General features: G+C 33.4%; 17 protein-coding genes. 11 read left to right on the forward strand and 6 right to left on the reverse strand.

Going from position 1 to position 21,209, the window contains the following annotated elements; genetic code table 11:
• The first annotated feature begins 70 nt into the window (after positions 1–70).
• Both ACFFLS_RS20170 and ACFFLS_RS20175 read left to right on the forward strand, forming a co-directional pair.
• Positions 71–2,047 (forward strand): alpha-ketoacid dehydrogenase subunit alpha/beta, encoded by a 1,977-nt coding sequence (locus tag ACFFLS_RS20170; RefSeq protein WP_379686964.1) that lies wholly within the window; start codon positions 71–73, stop codon positions 2,045–2,047.
• 34 nt (positions 2,048–2,081) lie between these two features.
• Positions 2,082–3,824, forward strand: a complete 1,743-nt coding sequence (locus ACFFLS_RS20175; protein ID WP_379686966.1) for a DUF885 domain-containing protein — start codon at positions 2,082–2,084, stop codon at positions 3,822–3,824.
• Positions 3,825–3,981: 157 nt separating this feature from the next.
• Here ACFFLS_RS20175 and ACFFLS_RS20180 read toward each other — a convergent pair whose 3' ends face one another.
• Complete coding sequence (locus ACFFLS_RS20180; protein ID WP_379686967.1) at positions 3,982–4,383, reverse strand: glyoxalase; 402 nt, start codon at positions 4,381–4,383, stop codon at positions 3,982–3,984.
• A gap of 151 nt (positions 4,384–4,534) precedes the next feature.
• Here ACFFLS_RS20180 and ACFFLS_RS20185 point away from each other — a divergent pair, with 151 nt between their 5' ends.
• A complete protein-coding gene (locus ACFFLS_RS20185) occupies positions 4,535–4,948 on the forward strand; it encodes a hypothetical protein (RefSeq protein ID WP_379686969.1) in 414 nt (137 codons plus the stop codon).
• A 103-nt stretch (positions 4,949–5,051) separates the two neighbouring features.
• On the opposite strand, the gene ACFFLS_RS20190 is transcribed toward ACFFLS_RS20185, so the two are convergent.
• Positions 5,052–6,308: a mechanosensitive ion channel family protein gene (locus tag ACFFLS_RS20190; protein ID WP_379686971.1), complete on the reverse strand. Its 1,257-nt coding sequence runs from the start codon at positions 6,306–6,308 to the stop codon at positions 5,052–5,054.
• A complete protein-coding gene (locus tag ACFFLS_RS20195; protein WP_379686972.1) occupies positions 6,301–6,588 on the reverse strand; it encodes a DUF3817 domain-containing protein in 288 nt (95 codons plus the stop codon). The genes ACFFLS_RS20190 and ACFFLS_RS20195 overlap by 8 nt, the downstream gene beginning before the upstream one ends.
• Before the next feature lie 180 nt (positions 6,589–6,768).
• Here ACFFLS_RS20195 and ACFFLS_RS20200 point away from each other — a divergent pair, with 180 nt between their 5' ends.
• The 4 genes from ACFFLS_RS20200 (at position 6,769) to ACFFLS_RS20215 (ending at position 11,821) form a co-directional block, all read left to right on the forward strand.
• The gene (locus ACFFLS_RS20200) at positions 6,769–7,302 is read left to right on the forward strand and encodes a DUF6155 family protein (RefSeq protein WP_379686973.1); all 534 of its coding nucleotides are present in this window, start codon (positions 6,769–6,771) and stop codon (positions 7,300–7,302) included.
• Positions 7,303–7,411: 109 nt separating this feature from the next.
• Entirely contained in the window at positions 7,412–8,950 is a 1,539-nt protein-coding gene (locus tag ACFFLS_RS20205) for a DEAD/DEAH box helicase (RefSeq protein WP_379686975.1), read from the forward strand.
• A 189-nt stretch (positions 8,951–9,139) separates the two neighbouring features.
• A complete protein-coding gene (locus ACFFLS_RS20210) occupies positions 9,140–10,474 on the forward strand; it encodes a DEAD/DEAH box helicase (protein ID WP_379686977.1) in 1,335 nt (444 codons plus the stop codon).
• A gap of 81 nt (positions 10,475–10,555) precedes the next feature.
• On the forward strand, positions 10,556–11,821 hold the full coding sequence (locus tag ACFFLS_RS20215; protein WP_379686979.1) for an NAD(P)/FAD-dependent oxidoreductase: 1,266 nt from the start codon (positions 10,556–10,558) through the stop codon (positions 11,819–11,821).
• A gap of 256 nt (positions 11,822–12,077) precedes the next feature.
• On the opposite strand, the gene ACFFLS_RS20220 is transcribed toward ACFFLS_RS20215, so the two are convergent.
• Complete coding sequence (locus ACFFLS_RS20220; RefSeq protein WP_379686980.1) at positions 12,078–13,307, reverse strand: multidrug effflux MFS transporter; 1,230 nt, start codon at positions 13,305–13,307, stop codon at positions 12,078–12,080.
• A 143-nt stretch (positions 13,308–13,450) separates the two neighbouring features.
• On the opposite strand from ACFFLS_RS20220, the gene ACFFLS_RS20225 reads away from it, so the two are divergent.
• The 4 genes from ACFFLS_RS20225 (at position 13,451) to ACFFLS_RS20240 (ending at position 17,196) form a co-directional block, all read left to right on the forward strand.
• The gene (locus ACFFLS_RS20225) at positions 13,451–13,867 is read left to right on the forward strand and encodes a hypothetical protein (protein WP_379686981.1); all 417 of its coding nucleotides are present in this window, start codon (positions 13,451–13,453) and stop codon (positions 13,865–13,867) included.
• A 74-nt stretch (positions 13,868–13,941) separates the two neighbouring features.
• Complete coding sequence (locus tag ACFFLS_RS20230) at positions 13,942–14,325, forward strand: hypothetical protein (protein ID WP_379686982.1); 384 nt, start codon at positions 13,942–13,944, stop codon at positions 14,323–14,325.
• Positions 14,326–14,681: 356 nt separating this feature from the next.
• A complete protein-coding gene (locus ACFFLS_RS20235; RefSeq protein WP_379686983.1) occupies positions 14,682–16,595 on the forward strand; it encodes a DUF294 nucleotidyltransferase-like domain-containing protein in 1,914 nt (637 codons plus the stop codon).
• Positions 16,596–16,599: 4 nt separating this feature from the next.
• A complete protein-coding gene (locus tag ACFFLS_RS20240) occupies positions 16,600–17,196 on the forward strand; it encodes a 3'-5' exonuclease (protein WP_379686984.1) in 597 nt (198 codons plus the stop codon).
• Positions 17,197–17,281: 85 nt separating this feature from the next.
• Here the strand turns inward: ACFFLS_RS20240 and acs are convergent, their stop codons facing one another.
• Complete coding sequence (gene acs, locus ACFFLS_RS20245) at positions 17,282–19,189, reverse strand: acetate--CoA ligase (protein WP_379686985.1); 1,908 nt, start codon at positions 19,187–19,189, stop codon at positions 17,282–17,284.
• Between the two features lie 482 nt (positions 19,190–19,671).
• Positions 19,672–21,141 (reverse strand): ketol-acid reductoisomerase, encoded by a 1,470-nt coding sequence (ilvC, locus tag ACFFLS_RS20250; protein ID WP_379686986.1) that lies wholly within the window; start codon positions 21,139–21,141, stop codon positions 19,672–19,674.
• Between the last annotated feature and the right edge of the window lie 68 nt (positions 21,142–21,209).

Here is a 21,209-nt window from a genome sequence, read left to right on the forward strand (position 1 = left end):
ATTCTTAATGCTAAATGTATAAAACTAGAGTAATTTGTTATATTTGAAACACAAAAAAATAAGAAAATAGATGATTTTTTACAGACAAAATTTAAGCGATTATCAATTATTAGATTTATATAAAAAACTGCTGAAACCGCGTTTGATTGAAGAAAAAATGCTGATTTTAATTCGTCAGGGGAAAGTTTCTAAATGGTTTTCTGGAATAGGCCAAGAAGCAATATCAGTAGGAATTACAGCCGCATTAAATCAATCTGAATATATATTGCCAATGCATCGTAATCTTGGGGTTTTTACCACTAGAGAGATTCCGCTGCATCGATTATTTTCGCAATGGCAAGGAAAAGCCAATGGATTTACCAAAGGAAGAGATCGCAGTTTTCATTTTGGAACTCAGGACTATAATATTATTGGAATGATTTCGCATCTTGGTCCTCAGCTAGGAATTGCCGATGGAATTGCTTTGGCTGATAAATTAAAACAAAATAATAAAGTGACGGCCGTTTTTACGGGAGAAGGCGCTACAAGTGAGGGCGATTTTCATGAAGCGCTTAATATTGCAGCAGTTTGGCAGCTTCCGGTTATGTTTGTAATCGAAAATAATGGCTACGGACTTTCGACCCCTACAAACGAGCAATATTATTGCGAAAACCTTGCAGACAAAGGAATTGGTTATGGTATTGAAAGCTATATTCTTGACGGAAATAATATATTGGAAGTATATAATAAAATACAGAGATTAAAAGAAGAAATGCAGGAGAATCCGCATCCGGTTTTATTAGAGTTTAAAACTTTCAGGATGCGTGGACATGAAGAGGCAAGCGGCACGAAATATGTTCCAGATGAATTAATGAAACAATGGGCATTAAGAGACCCTGTCAATAATTATAAAGATTATTTAATTGAAAACAAAATTCTGACAGAAGAAATTGATCAGCAGTGGAAAGAAGAAATCAGAAAAGAAATTGATGAAAACCTTGCTGTCGCTAATGCCGAACCAGAAATTGTTCCTACTTATAATGGAGAATTAGATGATGTTTACAAACCTTTTGATTATGAAGAATATAGCCACGGAGAAGAAGTTAAGAATATTCGTTTTATAGACGCTATCAGAAATGGTTTGGAGCAGTCTATGTGGCGCCATAGAAATTTAGTACTTATGGGGCAAGATATTGCAGAATATGGCGGTGCTTTTAAAATAACAGAAGGTTTTGTTGATGCATTCGGAAAGGGCAGAGTCAGAAACACTCCAATTTGTGAAAGTGCGGTTGTTTCTACAGCGATGGGATTATCGATAAACGGTTATAAATCAATTGTAGAAATGCAGTTCGCCGATTTTGTTTCGACAGGTTTTAATCCGATTGTGAATCTTTTGGCAAAATCGCATTACCGCTGGGGCGAGAATGCCGATGTTGTGGTAAGAATGCCGTGCGGAGCCGGAACACAGGCTGGGCCTTTTCATTCTCAAACCAATGAAGCTTGGTTTACCAAAACTCCAGGGTTAAAAGTTGTTTACCCTGCATTTCCGTATGACGCCAAAGGATTATTGAATACCTCAATACTTGACCCGAATCCTGTCTTATTCTTCGAGCATAAATTATTGTACAGAAGTATCTATCAAGATGTTCCAACAGATTATTATACAATTCCACTAGGAAAAGCAGCCTTGGTTAAAGAAGGAAAAGCCATTACTATAATTGCTTTTGGTGCTACTGTTCACTGGGCTTTAGACACCTTGGCTCAAAACCCGGAAATCGAAGCCGACTTAATCGATTTAAGAACATTACAACCATTAGACACCGAAACTATTTTTGAATCTGTCAAAAAAACTGGAAAAGTTATTATTTATCAAGAAGATACACTTTTTGGAGGTATCGCGAGCGACATATCGGCATTAATAATGGAAAATTGTTTTGAATATCTTGATGCTCCCGTTAGAAGAGTAGCAAGCTTAGATTCGCCAATTCCTTTTACAAAAGCGCTTGAAGACCAGTTTTTGCCTAGAAATCGTTTTGAAACCATACTAAAAGAACTGCTGCAATATTAATTACAAACACCAACTAATACAATCTAAATTGACTATGAAAAAACTCATTGTTTCATTTTTAAGTATTGCATTGCTGATTTCCTGCAATAAAAACAGTAAATCTGGCGAAGATCAAAATTTAAACAAAAAATTCGACCAGTATAAAGATCGTTTCGTAATTGCATTATGGAATGTTTATCCAGGCTGGGCATCAGGAGCGGGATATCACAAACTCGATAGCGTTTTGATTATTCCTAATCAAAAACAAAATTCAAGAGAAATTGCTTTCGCGAAAGCAAATCTTGATTCGTTGCAACAATTTGATATTGAAAAACTTTCAGACAATAATAAAACTGATTTAAAAATGATAAAAAATCAGTTAGAAAGTGCGATTTTTTATAATAATGAATTAAAATCTGGCGAGTGGGATCCGTCAGAATATAATGTTTGCGGGGCATTTGCTGAAATTCTGAACGGAAGTTATGATTCACTTGAAGTAAGACTTCATACTTTTAATACAAAAATGAACAACATTCCGGCTTATTATGAAGCTGCCAAAAAGAATATAAAAAATCCGACTGTAGAACATACTGAACTTGCGATTGCCCAAAATCTAGGAGGCTCTTCGGCATTTAAAGAGGATTTGAAATCTGCTTTAGAAAAAAGCAAACTTACAGAAGATGAGAAAAAAGAAATGACAGCAAAAGCAGCGGTTTCTCTCAAAGCAATTACAGATTACACCGATTGGCTTAAAAAATTGCCAAACAATACTCCTCGATCTTTTAGATTAGGAAACGCATTATATGCTAAAAAATTCGCTTTTGATATTGAATCGGGTTATAATGCTGATGAAATATACAAAATCGCTATTGATCACAAAAAAGACCTTCATGATAAAATGTTTGTGTTGGCCGACAAACTTTGGGCTAAGTATAAAGGAAATGCTGTAAAACCAACCGATAAATTAGAATTAATAAAACAGGTAATCGATCAGATTTCGCTGAAACATACTACTCCAGAGAAATTCCAATCTGAAATAGAAAAACAGATTCCGGAACTTACGGCGTATGTCAAAGCAAAAGACTTATTATACATTGATCCATCAAAACCATTAGTTGTTCGTAAAGAGCCAGCTTATATGGCAGGCGTTGCAGGCGCCTCAATCTCTGCGCCAGGGCCATATGACAAAAATGCAAATACTTATTACAACGTAGGCAGCATGTCTGGATGGACAAAAGAAAATGCAGAAAGTTATCTAAGAGAATACAACGATTATATTTTACAGATTTTAAATATTCACGAGGCAATTCCAGGACATTATACCCAATTGGTTTACAGCAACCAATCTCCAAGCATTATCAAATCTATACTTGGAAACGGTGCAATGATAGAAGGCTGGGCCGTGTATGCGGAAAAAATGATGTTGGAAAGCGGTTATAAAAACTCAGACGAAATGTGGTTGATGTATTACAAATGGAACTTGAGAACAACCTGCAATACAATCTTAGACATTAGTGTACATACGAAAAACATGTCTAAAGATGATGCGATAAAACTGCTGACTAGAGAAGCTTTTCAACAGCAGGCAGAAGCAGATGGAAAATGGAAACGTGTTACCTTATCTCAAGTGCAACTTTGTTCTTACTTTACAGGTTATACAGAAATTTACAATCTTAGAGAAGAACTTAAAAAGAAACAAGGAGATAAATTCAACTTAAAGAAGTTTCATGAGAAATTCTTAAGCTTTGGAAGCGCTCCTGTAAAATACATTAAAGAACTTATGCTTTCTGAAGAATAAGCCTTTAAAGTTTTAACAAAAGAGGGTTTGACTTTTAAAAGCCAAACCCTTTTTGTTATATCACAACGACAAGTCTTTTTCCATCGAGAACTTCCGAATCCCACATTTTTCTTCAAAAATGAGGTGTTCTCCCATTAAAAACATTTATTATAGTTGTTTAATTCGATTCCACTTCAAACAATTGCACCTGACTCTTAAGTCTTTCAATCAATAAATTCATCATTCGTTTATTTAGATTTGATGAATTCTGAATGTAAGTGTCATATTCATCGACTGTAAAAAGAGCCATTACGATTCCTTTAAGCGAATTTCTAAATTTAATATCTTTTTGAATTGAGTTTTCAATAGTCTGAAGTTTCTTTTCTACCGTATAAGAATAAAAATCTTTTTTATTTTTGTTGACATAATTTATAAAAACGGCGATAAACAAATCATTCTGCAGTTTTAGAATCGGCCTGATTGTCTGGTTCTGAAATATTTCATCTGGAGAAGATTGAGCACTTACAGTTCCTAAAGTTTCGCCTCTGAATTCTCTTAAAAAAGTGTCTCTATCTTCCATGGGGTTTTTATTTAAATTTAAGAAAAAATCAAATACAAAATGTGCTATTTTTGTTTTATCCGAAAAAAAATAAAGCCAATACTTACTGTAAGAAATTTACGTTTTATTGATTCAGACTTATGTAATTTATAGCGTTAAAAAACAATATTAAATGAAAATAGCATCTATATTTATTTTACTGATTTCGATTTCTTCTTGTACATCAAAAGAAAATAAGTACAACGAAGCCTACTACCAAGCCGTTAACGGAAAAGACACCGCCACATTGGTTCTTAAAATAAGCGAAAAACGTTTTTTTGGAAGATATGAAAGGGCTTACTACAAAATAGGAAAAGATTCTGGCGATGTAAGAGGAAATATCAGCGGAGATACTTTGAGAGGAGATTTCCATTACATTTCTAACGGTGGCAGCTGGAAGAGAGTTCCGCTGGCTTTGTTGCGAAACCAAGACAAACTCATTCAAGGAAAAGGCGTAGTGGGAATCTACATGAATCTTCCTTGTTTTATTAATGGAACTCTGAGTTATGAAAATCCTGAATTTACTTTTGAAGAAGTGAAAAAATAAGGACGAAACGTAATTTTAGAATAACTTTCGTTTAAATCAACCGTAATGAATACAAACTTACCGCTTTGCATTCTTTACGGTTGCCTTTTGAATATTCAAAATCTTAATCTAATCGTCCGATTTGTGACGGGAGTTCGAAAATCTCCAAATCAAAATAACGAACCGATGCCATGACATGGTCAAATATATCTGCCATTATGTATTCGTAATTGGCCCAACGTTTATCACTCGAAAAAACATAAATTTCTAACGGAACGCCATGTGCAGTCGACTGGAGCTGACGACACATAATATGCATGTCTTTATTCAGTCCCGGATGGTTTACGAGATACTGCATGATGTATTTTCTAAACAAACCTAAATTGGTCATATTTCGACCATTTAGCGAAAGCGTTTTATCAATTCCTCTAAGGTCATTGTATTTCTCAATTTCAGCTTGTCTGCTGTCGATATAAGAAGTTATCAGCTGAATTTTTCGCAATTGTCTTAAATCTTCATCATTTAAAAAACGAATAGTGCTGCTTTTGATTAGAACGTGTCTTTTAATTCGTCTTCCATCTGATTTCTGCATACCGCGCCAATTCTGAAAAGAATCAGAACTTAAGGCGTAAGTCGGAATCGTGGTTATTGTATTATCAAAATTCCTGACTTTTACAGTAGTCAGATTTATTTCGATTACGTCTCCGTCAGCACCAAATTTATCCATTGTTATCCAGTCTCCTATACGCACCATATCGTTTATGGCAACTTGAACACTTGAAACAAAACCGAGAATGGTATCTCTAAATATCAAGATGATAATTGCAGAAAGTGTTCCGAGAATGGTTAATAATTCACCTTTCTTAATTCCGAACAAGGTTGAAATAATAAGAGCAACTCCAAAAATCCAGAGTACAATCATAATTACCTGTACGAAACTGTCGATTGGCTTGTCGCTGTACTCAGGTTTTTGTTTTAAATAGTCTCGAAGTGAATTAAAAATAGTTCGAACAATCCATAATCCGAGCAATACAATGTAAACGCCGACTATTTTTCCAAAAATAAGCTCCCAATATTCATATTTATCCAAAATTACCGGAACCGCTTTATAAATAAAGAAAAACGGAATTAAATAGGCTGTATATCGAGTGGTTTTATTCTGAATTAAATAATCGTCAAACTTTGTTTTGGTACGTTGAGCAAAAACTGCTGTCACTGTAACCAAAAGAAACTTGGCAGCATAATAAATTATGTATGCCAGAGCGATTAAAACTAAAATATTGAGAAAGAGACTGAAATATGACGCAATATTACGACTCATTCCCCAGTCTCTAAAAAGAGGATATAAAAAATTGAATATTTTATCCAAAAGCTTATGCATTATTTTCTAAATATTTTTTCTCAACATAAAAAGTCCCAAACGGAACAAGCGAAGCAATTAGAATAATCGCAAACGTTTTTAAGTCCCAATTCATTGATTTTTTTATCAGAAAAGCCAAAATGATATAACCGATAAAAAGAACACCATGTGTCATTCCTAACGGACGTAATAAAGTATGGTATAGTTCGGGATTGTTGTTTTTTATAAGCAGCATGTTGGCAAACAAAACTAAATAAGAGATTCCCTCTAAAATTGCAGTAACTTTGAAAATCTTAAGCATGTATTTATTTTTAGGATTAATGCCTGCAAAATTAAGGATTATGGTTTGATTTTAGAATTTAAAAAATCAAAATTAAATTAGTTTTAAACTTGTATTTTGACAACGTTTATCTTTTCGAATGATCTGTCTATAATAGTATTAGAATTTGGAATTTAAAAAATTGAAAATTATCTTTATTCTATGAGCAAAAGAGATTTAAAAAAATATTTAGGAGAATTAACAAAAGAGCAACTCGAAGAACAGCTTGTAGAATTGTATGAAAAATTCAGTCCTGTAAAAGTGTATTATGATTTTGTTTTTAATCCGAAAGAAGATAAGTTGTTGCAGGAAGCAAAAGTTAAAATCTCTCACGAATATTTTCCTGTCAAAAAACCGAATGCAAAATGGCGTCCAAAAGCAAAAATGCGTCGTTCTGTTGCACAAAAAATCATCAAACATTTTATAATGTTGGGGGTCGATTCTTTTATTATAGCAGATATTATGTTGTACAATATCGAAATTGCGCAAACATTTTCTTCTCAAAATATAATTAAACAGGAATTGTTTTACAAAAGCATATTTAATTCTTTTGAGCAATCTGTGAATTTTATTATTTCAAATGGAATTTTTAATGATTTTAAGGAAAGAATTTCTGGGATTGAACAAGAAACTTCGCAGCAAAAATGGAAAAACAAACGTGATTTTGAAGCACTTTTAGATAAAATAGACTTTTAAAAACACTTCCCATAAAAAAATCTTCTTTTAAAAAAAACATTATTTTAGGTTAAAATAGGATGAATAACTGTTTTTTAGGTGTATTTTTGCAAAAATCCAAAAATAAACAATGTCTCAAAACACGTTAGAAATAGAAAGAGAAGATAAAAAAGAACTTTATGCATATCAAAAAGGCGACATCGATGCCATTTTTGATCGTTTAGACAATGCGCCCCAAAAGCATCATTTGTTGTACCAGCTTCCAACTGGAGGTGGAAAAACAGTTATATTTTCTGAAATCGTTCGTCGTTATCTATCTAATAATGACAAGAAGGTAGTGGTTTTAACACATCGTATTGAATTGTGCAAACAGACTTCAAAAATGCTTACTGGTTTTGGAGTTACCAATAAAATCATTAACAGTAAAGTAAAAGAGTTGCCAGATCAGAATGACTTTTCTTGTTTTGTGGCTATGGTTGAAACTTTGAAAAACCGTATCAATGATGAAAAACTTCATCTTGACAATATTGGTTTGGTGATTATTGATGAGGCGCATTATAATTCATTCAGAAAATTGCTGAATTCATTTAAAAATGCCTTTATACTTGGAGTTACAGCTACACCTTTAAGTTCGAATATCAAATTACCAATGCATCAAAGTTATCACGAACTGATTGTTGGTGATACTATTGCTTCGTTGATTGACAAAGGATTTTTGGCCAAAGCAACAACTTATAGCTATGACGTAGGTCTTACTTCTCTAAAAGTAGGTATCAACGGAGATTATACCGTAAAATCTTCAGACGATTTATATACCAATACTTTAATGCAGGAAAAACTGCTTCATGCTTACACAGAACGCTCTTTAGGAAAGAAAACTTTAATTTTCAACAATGGTATTCATACTTCGTTATACGTATATGAAACCTTTAGAGAAGCAGGTTATGACATCAGACACTTAGACAACACAAGTAGTTCTGAAGAACGTAAGGATATTTTGCAATGGTTTAAAAAGACTCCAGATGCTATTTTGACTTCTGTCGGAATTTTGACTACAGGTTTTGATGAGCCAACTGTAGAAACCATTATTTTGAACAGAGCAACTAAATCTCTGACTTTATATTTTCAGATGATTGGTCGTGGTTCACGTAAACTTCCTGGAAAAGATGAATTTGCGGTTATCGATTTAGGAAACAATGCCGCTCGCTTTGGTTTATGGAGCGATCCTGTAAACTGGCAGCATATTTTTAAATCTCCAGAATTTTACTTGGAAAATCTTCGTGATGATCACGAAATCGAAATGTTTTTCAAATATAGCATGCCACCAGAATTACGTGCAAAATTCAGTAAAACTGCTGATGTTTCTTTTGATGTTGATGAAGAGCATAAATTAATTATCAAACAAAATCTACGTTCAAAAGTAGTTTTGGATAAATCATTGGATCAGCACGCAAGCATGTGTGTGGACAATACAGAAACGCTTCAGGAAGCTAAAATGCTTTCAAGAGAATTAGAAGATGATATTGAAGACCGAATCAAACGTTATTCTAAATGTCTGAGCCAGTGCAGTAAAAACTACCGCGAATGGCTGGTTGACGATTACAAACAAAGATTGACTTTATTAATTGGTAAAAAGTATCGTGAGAAAATCATGAACGAGCCAGATTGATAATTTAAAGGTTTTATTAGTTTCGGGTTTCATGTTTCAAGTTTTTGGAATCTAGAACAAAAAGAAATAAATTTAAAGGAGGAATCGCATTAAAGAATTAATTTATTCTAATGCGATTTCTCTTTTGCCAAACATACCAAGTTTCTGTGTAACTTGAAACATGAAACATGAAACAAAAAAACTAAAACTATGTCTAAACCATTCTCTACATTAGGAATTTCAGCTCCGATTTTAAAAGCTTTAAGCGAATTAAATATCGTTGACCCAACAGAAATTCAACAGAAAACAATTCCGTTATTCTTGAGCGAAAATCACGATATTGTGGGTTTAGCCAAAACAGGAACAGGAAAAACGGCCGCATTTGGTTTGCCATTATTGCAATTGGTGAATACAGAATCAACTGCAGTACAAGCTGTAATATTAGTTCCGACGAGAGAATTAGGACAACAGATTTTTAGAAATCTAGAAGCTTTTTCAAAATATATTTCAAATATATCTATTGCGTCCATTTGTGGAGGAACTCCCATAAAACCGCAAATCGAGAGATTAAAAGAAGGCGCTCAAATTGTAGTAGCAACTCCTGGACGCTTAATCGATTTAATGCAGCGTAAAGCGATTGATTTAAAAACTACTGAATATTTGATTTTGGATGAAGCCGATGAAATGGTGGCTATACTAAAAGAAAGCTTGGATGAAATTATCGCAGAATTACCCAAAAAACACCGTACATTATTATTTTCGGCAACACTTCCTGGAACTATTAAACAATTGATTCAGAATTATTTGAACAAAAATGTAGTTCAAATAAGTGCAAACATGGAAACTGTTGGTAACGAAGGAATTGATCATGAATATATTGTTGTTGATCCAATTGAAAAATTGGAAGTCTTGATGCATTTTTTGAATTCTAGAGACGGAGAAAGAGGAATTATCTTCTGCAAAACTAAAGCTGCAGTGAATAAATTAGCCAAAAATCTAGCAATCAATAAATTTTCTTCTGGAGCGCTTCACGGAAGTTTAACGCAAGGAATTCGCGATAGAATTATGGAACAATTTCGCGAAGGACACATCAATATTTTGGTCGCAACTGATTTGGCAGCAAGAGGAATAGATGTAAAAGAGATTTCATATGTAATTAACTACCATTTGCCTGACACATACGAAAACTACGTTCACAGAAGCGGAAGAACCGCAAGGGCAGGGGCAAAGGGACTTTCTTTAACAGTATTACAGCAAGAAGAGGTTTTTGAAATTGCCGATTTTGAAAGAGAATTAGGGATCAAATTTTCTGAATTCAAAAAACCTTCTGCTGCTAGTGTCGAAGAAAACAACATGCTTTTGTGGGCCAGACAAATCTTTAAAACAAAACCAAATCACGAACTTTCAGCTGATTTAAAGACAAAAGTAAAAACCGTTTTTCATCATTTAACCAAAGAAGAACTAATCGAAAAATTAATAGCAAGTTATGTCTTACAGAACAAAATCGATATAGTTGAGAAAACAGTTAAAAAAATTAAAAAGTAGTAAATATGACTTTTGTCATTGTATATTAAAGTTGTACTTTTATAAGGAATTATTTTATAATCCTACTTAATTACAACCTATATGAAAATAGTCATTATTGGAGGCGGATTTGCAGGAGTCAATCTAGCAAAAGAGCTTGTAAATCAGCCTCAAATACAAGTAACACTTGTAGACAAGAATAATTATAACTTTTTCCCACCCCTTATATATCAAGTAGCTACGGCATTTTTAGAGCCATCGAGCATTAGCTATCCTTTTAGAAAATTTTTTGCAGGTAAAAAAAATCTGCAGTTTCGTCTAGGCGAATTATTATCGGTTTCTCCAGCTGAGAAGAAAATCACTTTAAGCAATGGAGATTTAGAATACGATTATCTTGTTTTTGCAACAGGAGCTGAGACAAGTTATTTCGGCATGGAAAACGTAATGAAAAACGCAATTCCGATGAAAACCTTAAATGATGCCATCGTAATGCGCAATACATTGCTTAAAAACCTCGAAAAAGCTGCCATCTGCAAAGATATGCGCAAAAGACGTAAATTACTTACAATTGTTGTGGCAGGAGGGGGGCCAACTGGAGTGGAGGTTTCTGGTATGTTTGCTGAAATGCGTAAAAATATCCTTTTAAAAGAATATCCGGAATTAGACACTTCTGCAAGTAATGTTTATTTGGTTGATGGTGGCGATGCTCTCTTGGCGCCAATGAGTAAAAAATCTCAAAAAGATACTCTAGAAGCATTGACAAAACTGGGAGTTGTGGTTAAACTGAATACCAAAGTTGTGGACTATGTTGATGATACCGTAGTATTTGAAAACGGAGACACTATCAAAACCAAAAACTTAATCTGGGCCGCAGGAGTTTCTGCTAAAATATTTGAAGGAATTCCGAAAGAAAGTTATGGTCGTGGAAGAAGAATGGCAACAGATGAATTTAATAAAGTTAATGGAGTGGATCACATTTATGCAATTGGGGATACTGCCATTACAGCTGGAGATAAAAATTTCCCTGACGGACATCCGCAGGTTGCACAAGTTGCTATACAACAGGGATTAAATCTAGCTAAAAACTTTAAAGCAATGGTCGCAAACAAACCGCTTAAACCATTTGCTTACAACGACAAAGGCTCTATGGCAATTATCGGAAAAGCAAAAGCAGTTGTAGATTTACCAAGCCCGAAATGGCACTTTAAAGGTTTCTTTGCCTGGATAATCTGGTTGTTTATTCACTTAATTTCTTTGATTACTTACAGAAATAGACTAAACACTTTCTGGAATTGGATGGTGGCGTATTTTGCAAAAGATCAATCACTTAGAATGATTATCAGACCAGATAAGAAACTACAAAATTAGTTTTAAAAATTCCAATACTAAAATTCCAAATTCCAAAGGAATACGTTATAAAAAAGCCGAAATCTTAGATTTCGGCTTTTCATTTATTGTGACTAAAACAAACTTTTCAAGTTTTGGAATTTCCTTTCTATTTTTTGGAATTTGGAATTTTAGTATTGGAATTTCCCTTCTATTTTTTTTGGAATTTGGAATTTTAGTATTGGAATTTCCCTTCTATTTTTTGGAATTTGGAATTTCAGTATTGGAATTTCTATATCTAATGACCAACCATAACATCATCACTATCAGAAATCGCAACTTTATTTTTGATAAATCGTTTTCCGATATTCAAAACAATAAAAGCAGTAATTGTTGTCGCTGTCATAATCCCAACCATTGGAGTTACAGAATCTTTTACAAAAACACCGATAGCGAATGAAGCTAAAGCGCCTAATCCTAACTGAATAGCTCCCATTAAAGCAGATGCACTTCCGGTATTTTTGGCAAATGGAGCAAGAGTCAAACCTGCAGTATTCGGATTTGAGATACCTAAACAAGCCAAAAATAAAAATAACATTCCGATTGTTTCATTCAATCCTAAAAGATTGCTCAAAGAGAGAATCAAAAAAATTATACTAATTACTGACTGAGATATTAAAGCTCCAAAAATCATTTGTTCACTCGAAAATTTCTTTAACAACATAGAATTCAACTGACTTGATCCTATAAAACTTACCGACATAAAGGCAAAAATCCAGCCATATAATTTGGCATCAACTTTATAAATATCCATAAAAACTATTGGTGATGCCGCAACATAAGAAAACAAGCCCGAAAATGCTATTGCGCCCGTAAATGCATAAGTGTAAAACTGCGGTTCTTTTATAACACTCAGAAAATTAGTTATAATAGGTCTTGGTTTTAACGAAATAGAAGTATCAGGTTTATAAGTATCAGGAAGTCCGACTTGGGAAGCAATCAAAATTACAATTCCCATACACATCAGAATAAAAAACACAGCATGCCATCCAAGATCTTCGGTTACATAACCTCCAATTGTCGGAGCCAGCATCGGCGAAAGCCCAACAACCAGCATAAGAAGCGAAAAAACTTTCGGAATATCTTTAACAGGAAATAAATCTCGAACCATAGCAACAGAAGCCACCGTTGCGGCGCAACTGCCAATTGCTTGAATAAAACGAAGCAATATAAAAGCATCAATATCAGCAACATAAATACAGCCTAACGAAGCAATAATATAAACCAGAAGTCCAATAAACAATGGTTTTTTGCGACCGAAACGATCCAATAATGGACCATATAACAATTGTCCAATAGAGATTCCGATAAAATAACTCGATAAACTCATAGAAACTTTTGCAACAGTGGTATTTAAATCTTTTGCAATTCCCGAAAAACCAGGAAGATACATATCTATAGAAAAAGGGCCTAATGCAGTTAGCGAACCCAGAATAAGAATCAGTTTGAAGTATTTTTTTGTTGTCATTATCTTAAAAAACGGCTTTTAATTTTCTGCAAAGGTAAAGATTTCGTAACTTGTATAGTAATGTAATAGCAATTACAGCAAAAACAGGCTGTTTCATTGATTTTTGAAATCAGTTATTTATTAATCTTTAATCTAAAAACATCATGAAAAGATTCATTTTACTACTATTGTTTGTATATACAAGTATTTTATCTGCTCAAAACATCTCATCAAAAAATGAAGAAGTGAGTATTGAGCAATATGAATTATTAAAAAAAGTAAATAGTTATTATCCAGACATTACATTGAACAAATCAATTACAAACTTCTACGCCGACGGAAAAATTATTGATTCTCAGCAAGATTTTGATTTACGAGGAACAAAATTCTCAAGCTACAAATTAGGGATTGAACCCGATAACAAAAAAGTAGTTTTTGAGTATGTATCTGACGAAACCGGAAAAGTTTATGGCGATGTGACCATTTTTAAAGGAAATGCATTGCGAACGACTTTTAATGAAAAAACAAATCAAATTGAAGTTTCATTGAATGGAAAATCGGTCTATCTGAAAAAACTCTAATAAACAGCTCAGAAAAAAAGCATTACGATTGTGATGCTTTTTTTTTATATTTGGAATGCTTTAAAAAATTTTAAATGAGATATTTTATTTTACTGTTGTTAATAATTTCTACAAATTCATTTTCGCAAACCAATCAATTTACTGGTACCTGGAGCTCAGAAAACTGCAAAAGTTGCAGTAAAGAATATTTTCTTAAAATTACAATTGCTCAATCAAATTATAAAATTTATGGAACCGCCGAAGTCATCAGCGACAATAAGAAACTGCAATCAGAAGTTTTTGACATAACCGGAGTTGTGTATACACTTGGCGATAAAGCACAAATAAAAATTGAAGGCAAGAATAATATTTCTGCCAGCGCAGTATTGTTAGTAAATGATGGAACAATGCAGTTTTCAAAACGAGGCGGCGCTGATGTTGTTCCCAAAGAAGTCATTTTAAGTAAATTATACGAATAATGCTGTGTTTTCAGCATACTAATTTTGACCTATAATTTATATTATGTAAAATAGAACATTTTAAAACTCACCGTGTTCAGCTTATCAAAATATTTAACTAAATGCAAATTATTTCGAAACATCTCCTGCCATCGTAAAATAAAAACAGAATAAAAAAGTTTTAAAATTTTACATTGCAATCCATTCTCCTTACAATATTTCAGAATTTTAAATTAAAAAAAGATTTTACGGCACTTTTAAATCACTAAGCTTTAACATTTTTTTAATAATCTATAGATTCTCAGGAAGATACTTTCATTGTAAGGTTTAATTTTATTATTTTTACAATTAAAAACTCAAAATAAATTATCAGACGTATGAATACAGTCGCTGAGCATATTGCAGATTTTTTGAAAGAATACAAACCATTTGATAATTTAACGTTTAACGAATTATCAGATATCGCTACCAATATACGTGTCATCAATTTAGAAAAACATGCCGTACTTTTTCAAAATAACGATCCGCTCCACGAAAGCTTTTATGTTGTAGCTTCGGGAATTATCAATCTTACTACTATTGCAGACGCCGAAGAAACCATTATAAATAAATGCCACGAAGGCGATATTTTTGGTCTTCGTCCTTTTTTTGCTAAAAATAACTACATGATGACGGCTAAAGCTCGTGAAGAAAGTATCATTTATGCTATTCCAATCGCAGTTTTTAGACCTTTTGTTGCTAATAATTCGGATGTTTTGAATTTTCTATTGGAAAGTTTTGCGGTAAATTCAAGACACACAAAAGATAATGTAAGTTCAAATGGTAAACTTATTTCAGATGTTGATTTTCTAGACCAACAATCTGAAATGCAGTACATTCAATCATTAAATTACAATAATTCGCCTTTAACAACCGAGGCAAATCATATAATCAAAGATGTTGCGATTTTAATGACTGATTCTATGGTCGATAATATTGTAATCTGCGAAAAAAATCATCCTATTGGTATCGTTACAAATGCTGATTTGTCTTCAAAAATTGCAACGGGACGTTTTCAGATTACCGATACTATTGACAAAATTATGTCATCTCCAGTTGTTACTGTAATTGAAAATGTTTCCTTGGCAGAGGCTCAATTATTGATGCTAAAATACAACGTTACTCATTTATGTGTCACAAAAGACGGAACTAGTAAATCTGTTGTAAAAGGAATCATTTCTGAACATGATCTCATTGTGGCTCAAGCCAGTAATCCGGGTGTTTTAATTAAAGAAATTAAGCGTTCGCAATTACCAAAAGACCTAAAACAAATCCGTGATAGATTATCTGATTTAATTCAGAATTCAATCCAAAAAAATATTCCTATATCGCATGTCAGCAATATTGCGAGCGAAATAAATCTTGCCATCATTAAACGTGCAGTTGAACTGTCAATTTTAGATTTAGGATCACCTCCTGCTCGTTTCGCATGGTTAAGTATTGGTAGTCAAGGACGTAAAGAGCAACTTCTACTTACGGACCAAGATAGCATTCTGATTTTTGAAGATGTTACTCCTGAAAAGTATCGTGAGGTAAAAGATTATTTCTTAAGATTAGCCAAAAGAACAACAGCTATTCTGGAAAAAGTGGGATACGAGTACTGTCCTAACGGCCATATGGGAAGCAATATGTTATGGTGTAAATCATTGAGTGACTGGACAAAACAATACAACAGTTGGATGAATACTCCAGGTGAAAATAGTAATGATCTTAGCAGTATTTTCTTTGATTACGAAATTGTTTTTGGAGAGCCAAAAATTGAGGAAGCAATAGAAAGCGTAATTTTCAAGAATGCTGTAAACAATACTTTGTTTTTTGATTTTTTAGGTAATGATGCTTTAAAAAGAAATTCTCCATTAAGCTTCTTTAAGAAATTTATTGTTGAGGAAGATGGTCCGCATAGAGACAAATTCGATATAAAAACTCGTGCATTAATGCCTTTAATTGACAGTGCCCGTTTATTAATATTAAATGCAAACATAAAAGGAATTCAAAACACCTATTTAAGATTCAAACAATTAGCGATAACAGATTCTAAAAATGCTGAGATTTATTTAAGTTGTGCTGAAGCTTTTCTAACGCTTTCAAAATTTAGAACTGTAGAAGGATTAAAAAATGACGACTCTGGCCAATATATTAATTTAAGAGAAATGTCGAAAACAGATAAAGAGAAATTAAAAAATGCTTTAACTCCAATGAAGGATCTTGAGGAACTGATTAAGAGTAAATTTCAATTGACACAATTCTCATAATAATATGATAGACTGGCTTAAAAATATAAATAAAGATTATCCGGATTTCTGGAAAGATTATTTGACTAAATTCGAAACCAAACCAAATAAATTTGTTGTGTTGTCAACAGAAACATCTGGTTTAAATCCGAATAAAGATGTTATTTTATCTTTGGGAGCTTTTTCTGTTATTGATGATAGCATCGTAATAAAAGAAAATTTTGAAACTGTACTGCTCCAATACAAATTCTTACAAGACAACGGGCTTTCGAATGAATTTATCATTGAAAGCAAAATGACAAAAATGCCTGAGCCAGATGCGCTTGAAGCATTTGTAAATTTTATTGGGAATGCTGTACTTGTTGGGCATCACATAAATTTTGATATCGAAATGCTGAACGCTTCATTGGAAAGATTAGATTGCGGGCGTTTAAAAAACGAAGCTTTGGATGTCGATGTGATGTATCGAAAATTGACCGATATCAACGACAAACAGTTTTCACTTGATGATTTATGCGAAATTTACAAAATCCCAAAAAGTGACAGAAATTCATCTTCTGAAGATGCATACCGAATCGGGCTTTTGTTTTTGAAACTAAAATCGAGATTGGGAATAAAATAAAACCTAAAAAAACTTTATCAAATCATAAAGAAAATGCCTCTTAAATTATTTTATAAGAGGCATTTTGTTTTTATTTAATGAATTTTTAAACTCTGTCTTTCATGATTTGCTCCACAACTTCAGGATTCAATAGAGTTGTAGTATCCCCAAAGTTAGAGAAATCACCTTCAGCTATTTTGCGTAAAATTCTACGCATAATTTTTCCAGAACGCGTTTTTGGAAGCCCCGAAACAAACTGAATTTTGTCCAGTTTTGCAATTGGCCCAATGTGATCCGCTATATACTGATTAATCTCTTTTGTTAAGTTTTCTTTATTTCTAACTTCTCCAGTTTCCTTAAGAATCACAAATCCGTACAAAGCATTTCCTTTTATTTCGTGAGGGAATCCAACGATTGCGGACTCTGCAACAGCCTGATGCTCATTAATTGCATCTTCGATTGGTGCTGTTCCCAAATTATGTCCAGAAACGATTACGACATCATCTACTCTTCCCGTAATTCTGTAATATCCTACTTCATCTCTTAAAGCGCCGTCTCCTGTAAAAAATTTCCCGGGGAAAGCTGAGAAATAGGTTTCTTTATATCGTTCGTGGTTGCCCCAGATTGTTCTTGCAATTCCAGGCCATGGAAATTTAATGCATAAACTTCCAACAACTTGATTGCCTTCAATTTCATTACGCTTTTCATCCATCAAAACAGGTTGAATTCCTGGTAATGGTAACGTTGCGTATGTTGGTTTTGTAGGAGTTACAAAAGCAATTGGCGAAATCATAATTCCCCCCGTTTCTGTCTGCCACCAAGTATCAACTACCGGACATCTTTTATCTCCAACGTGGTCATTAAACCAGTGCCAAGCCTCTTCGTTAATTGGTTCTCCAACAGATCCGATTACTTTTAAGGATTTAAGCGGATACTTTTGAATGTAATTTAAACTTTCTTTTGCCAACGAACGAATTGCAGTTGGTGCCGTATAGAATTGTGTAATTTTATGTTTTTCGATGATTTCCCAGAAACGGCTAAAATCAGGATAAGATGGAACACCTTCAAAAATTACAGTTGTCCCTCCATTAAGTAACGGTCCGTATAAAATATAAGAATGTCCAGTAATCCAGCCAATATCTGCGGTACACCAGAAAATATCATTTTCCTCGTGGCTGAAAACGTTTTTAAAAGTATAGGCTGTATACACCATATAGCCGGCTGTAGTATGAACCATTCCTTTAGGTTTTCCTGTAGATCCAGAAGTATATAAAATGAATAACGGATCTTCAGCATCCATAATTTCTGCAACACTGTTGTCTAAAGCAGCATCCAAAAGAGGCTGTAACCATTCGTCACGACCTTCTTGCATTTTTACTTCATTATTCGTTCTTTTCACAACCAAGACTTTAGAAACAGAAGGACAAGTTTTTAATGCTTCGTCAACAATTCCTTTTAAATCAATTGTCTTATTTCCTCTATAACCTCCATCAGAAGTAATTACCATTTTACATTCGCAATCGTTGATTCTCGCAGCAACTGCAGAATCAGAAAAACCAGCAAAAATAACGGAATGAATGGCCCCAATTCTTGCACATGCAAAAACGGCAACCGCAAGCTCAGGAATCATCGGCAAATAAATACAAACTCTGTCGCCTTTACGAACACCTTGTTCGCGCAAGACATTTGCCATTCTTGAAACTCTCTCGTACAATTCATTATACGATATATGTAAAGCATCTTCAGCAGGGTCGTTTGGCTCAAAAATAATCGCCGTCTTATCGCCTCTTTTGCTTAAATGTCTGTCAATACAATTTTTGGTAATGTTAACTTTAGCATCCGTAAACCATTTTACTTCAGCTTCAGCCATATTAAAATCAACAACTTTCTCCCATTGCTGGTACCACGTAAAATTTTCTTCAGCTATTTTTCCCCAAAATTTTCTTGGTTCTCTTATTGATTTGTTATAATGCTTAAAATACTGTTCTAAGTTTTCTATTTTGTAATAGCTCATCGTTTGTTGAATTTTTTTATAAAAGTATTAAATCTGCTCGTATTCTTAAAATTATTTATTCTATTAATTTTATCAAAAAAAAGCATTTCATTAATAAAATAAGACATATTTATATGTTTTTCACAAAAAAATGTTTTTCTAATCTAAAATGGAATCGAAAAAAAGGCATAATAACTATAATATTATGCCTTTTCTAATTTAACAAATTTCAATAACAATTAATATTTTACAGTGCATCCAAAACAAAAAATATTTTGAAAATAGCAGCACCATTATTAATCAAAACAGAAATTTCAACAAGTATAAAATATACCCCTGATAGGGATCTGCTTCACTTAACTTACACGTTGAAGTTAAGTGAATGCATTTTTGCATCTATATCCATTTCATTAATAAGTGCTTACTAATTCAAAATATTATATAAAACTACGATACAGTGCAAATCCCGAACTTAAAAAGCTCGGGAATTCCCAATTTCTTAATTATCCAATTTTTTTCATTGCAGTCATAGACTCTCTCAACCACTCACCTACTTCTTCGATAGGGTGCTGACGAATCGCTTTGTTTACTGCAATAAGTACAGTATTATCTACACCATTTGAAGTTGAAAACGGTTTACCGATGATATTAGTTTCAACTTTTTTCATGTAATCTGTCAATAACGGTTTGCAAGCGTGATCAAACAAATAACATCCGTACTCAGCAGTATCAGAAATTACGCGGTTCATTTCAAACAATTTCTTTCTTGCGATAGTATTTGCGATTAATGGCAATTCGTGTAATGACTCATAGTAAGCTGATTCTTCGATAATTCCTGCTTCTGTCATCGTTTCAAAAGCTAATTCTACTCCAGCTTTAACCATCGCAATCATTAAAACACCATTATCAAAATATTCTTGTTCTGAGATTGGAGCTTCCTGTGGTGCTGTTTTTTCGAAGTTAGTTTCTCCAGTTGCAGCTCTCCATTTTAATAAGTTAACATCGTCGTTAGCCCAGTCGATCATCATAGTTCTAGAGAATTCTCCAGAAATGATATCGTCTTGATGCTTTTGGAATAACGGACGCATGATTTCTTTTAGTTCTTCAGCAATTTCGTATGCTTTAATTTTTGAAGGATTATCCAAACGATCCATCATATTTGTAATACCTCCGTGTTTTAAAGCTTCTGTGATAGTTTCCCATCCATATTGAATTAATTTTGAAGCGTATGCAGCATCGATTCCTTTTTCGACCATTTTATCAAAACATAAAATAGATCCTGTTTGAAGCAAACCACAAAGAATTGTCTGCTCGCCCATTAAATCTGATTTTACTTCTGCTACGAAAGATGATCTTAAAACTCCTGCTCTGTGTCCTCCTGTTCCTACTGCATATGCTTTTGCTTGATCTAAACCAAATCCGTTTGGATCATTTTCTGGGTGAACCGCAATAAGTGTTGGTACACCAAAACCTCTTTTGTATTCTTCACGAACTTCAGATCCAGGACATTTTGGAGCACACATAATTACAGTAATATCTTTACGAATCTGCATTCCTTCTTCTACAATATTAAATCCGTGAGAATAAGCTAATGTAGAACCTTGTTTCATTAATGGCATAATAGCATTTACTACCGCTGTATGCTGTTTGTCTGGTGTAAGGTTACAAACTAAATCTGCAGTTGGAATCAATTCTTCATAAGTTCCTACAGTAAAACCGTTTTCTGAAGCATTTTTAAAAGAAGCTCTTTTTTCAGCTATTGCATCTGCACGTAATGCATAAGAAATATCCAAACCAGAATCTCTCATATTTAATCCTTGATTCAAACCTTGCGCTCCACAGCCCACGATTACAACTTTTTTTCCAGCTAATGCCGCAATTCCGTCTGCAAATTCTGATTGCTCCATGAATTCACAAACTCCTAATTGTTCTAATTGTAATCTAAGTGGTAATGTATTGAAATAATTTGCCATTTTGTTTTAAAATATTAATGTTGTGTAATTTAAAATTATTAATGTTTAACAGCTAAACTGCTTGTAAA

This window comes from Flavobacterium procerum (assembly GCF_042431625.1).
Lineage (GTDB): Bacteria > Bacteroidota > Bacteroidia > Flavobacteriales > Flavobacteriaceae > Flavobacterium > Flavobacterium procerum.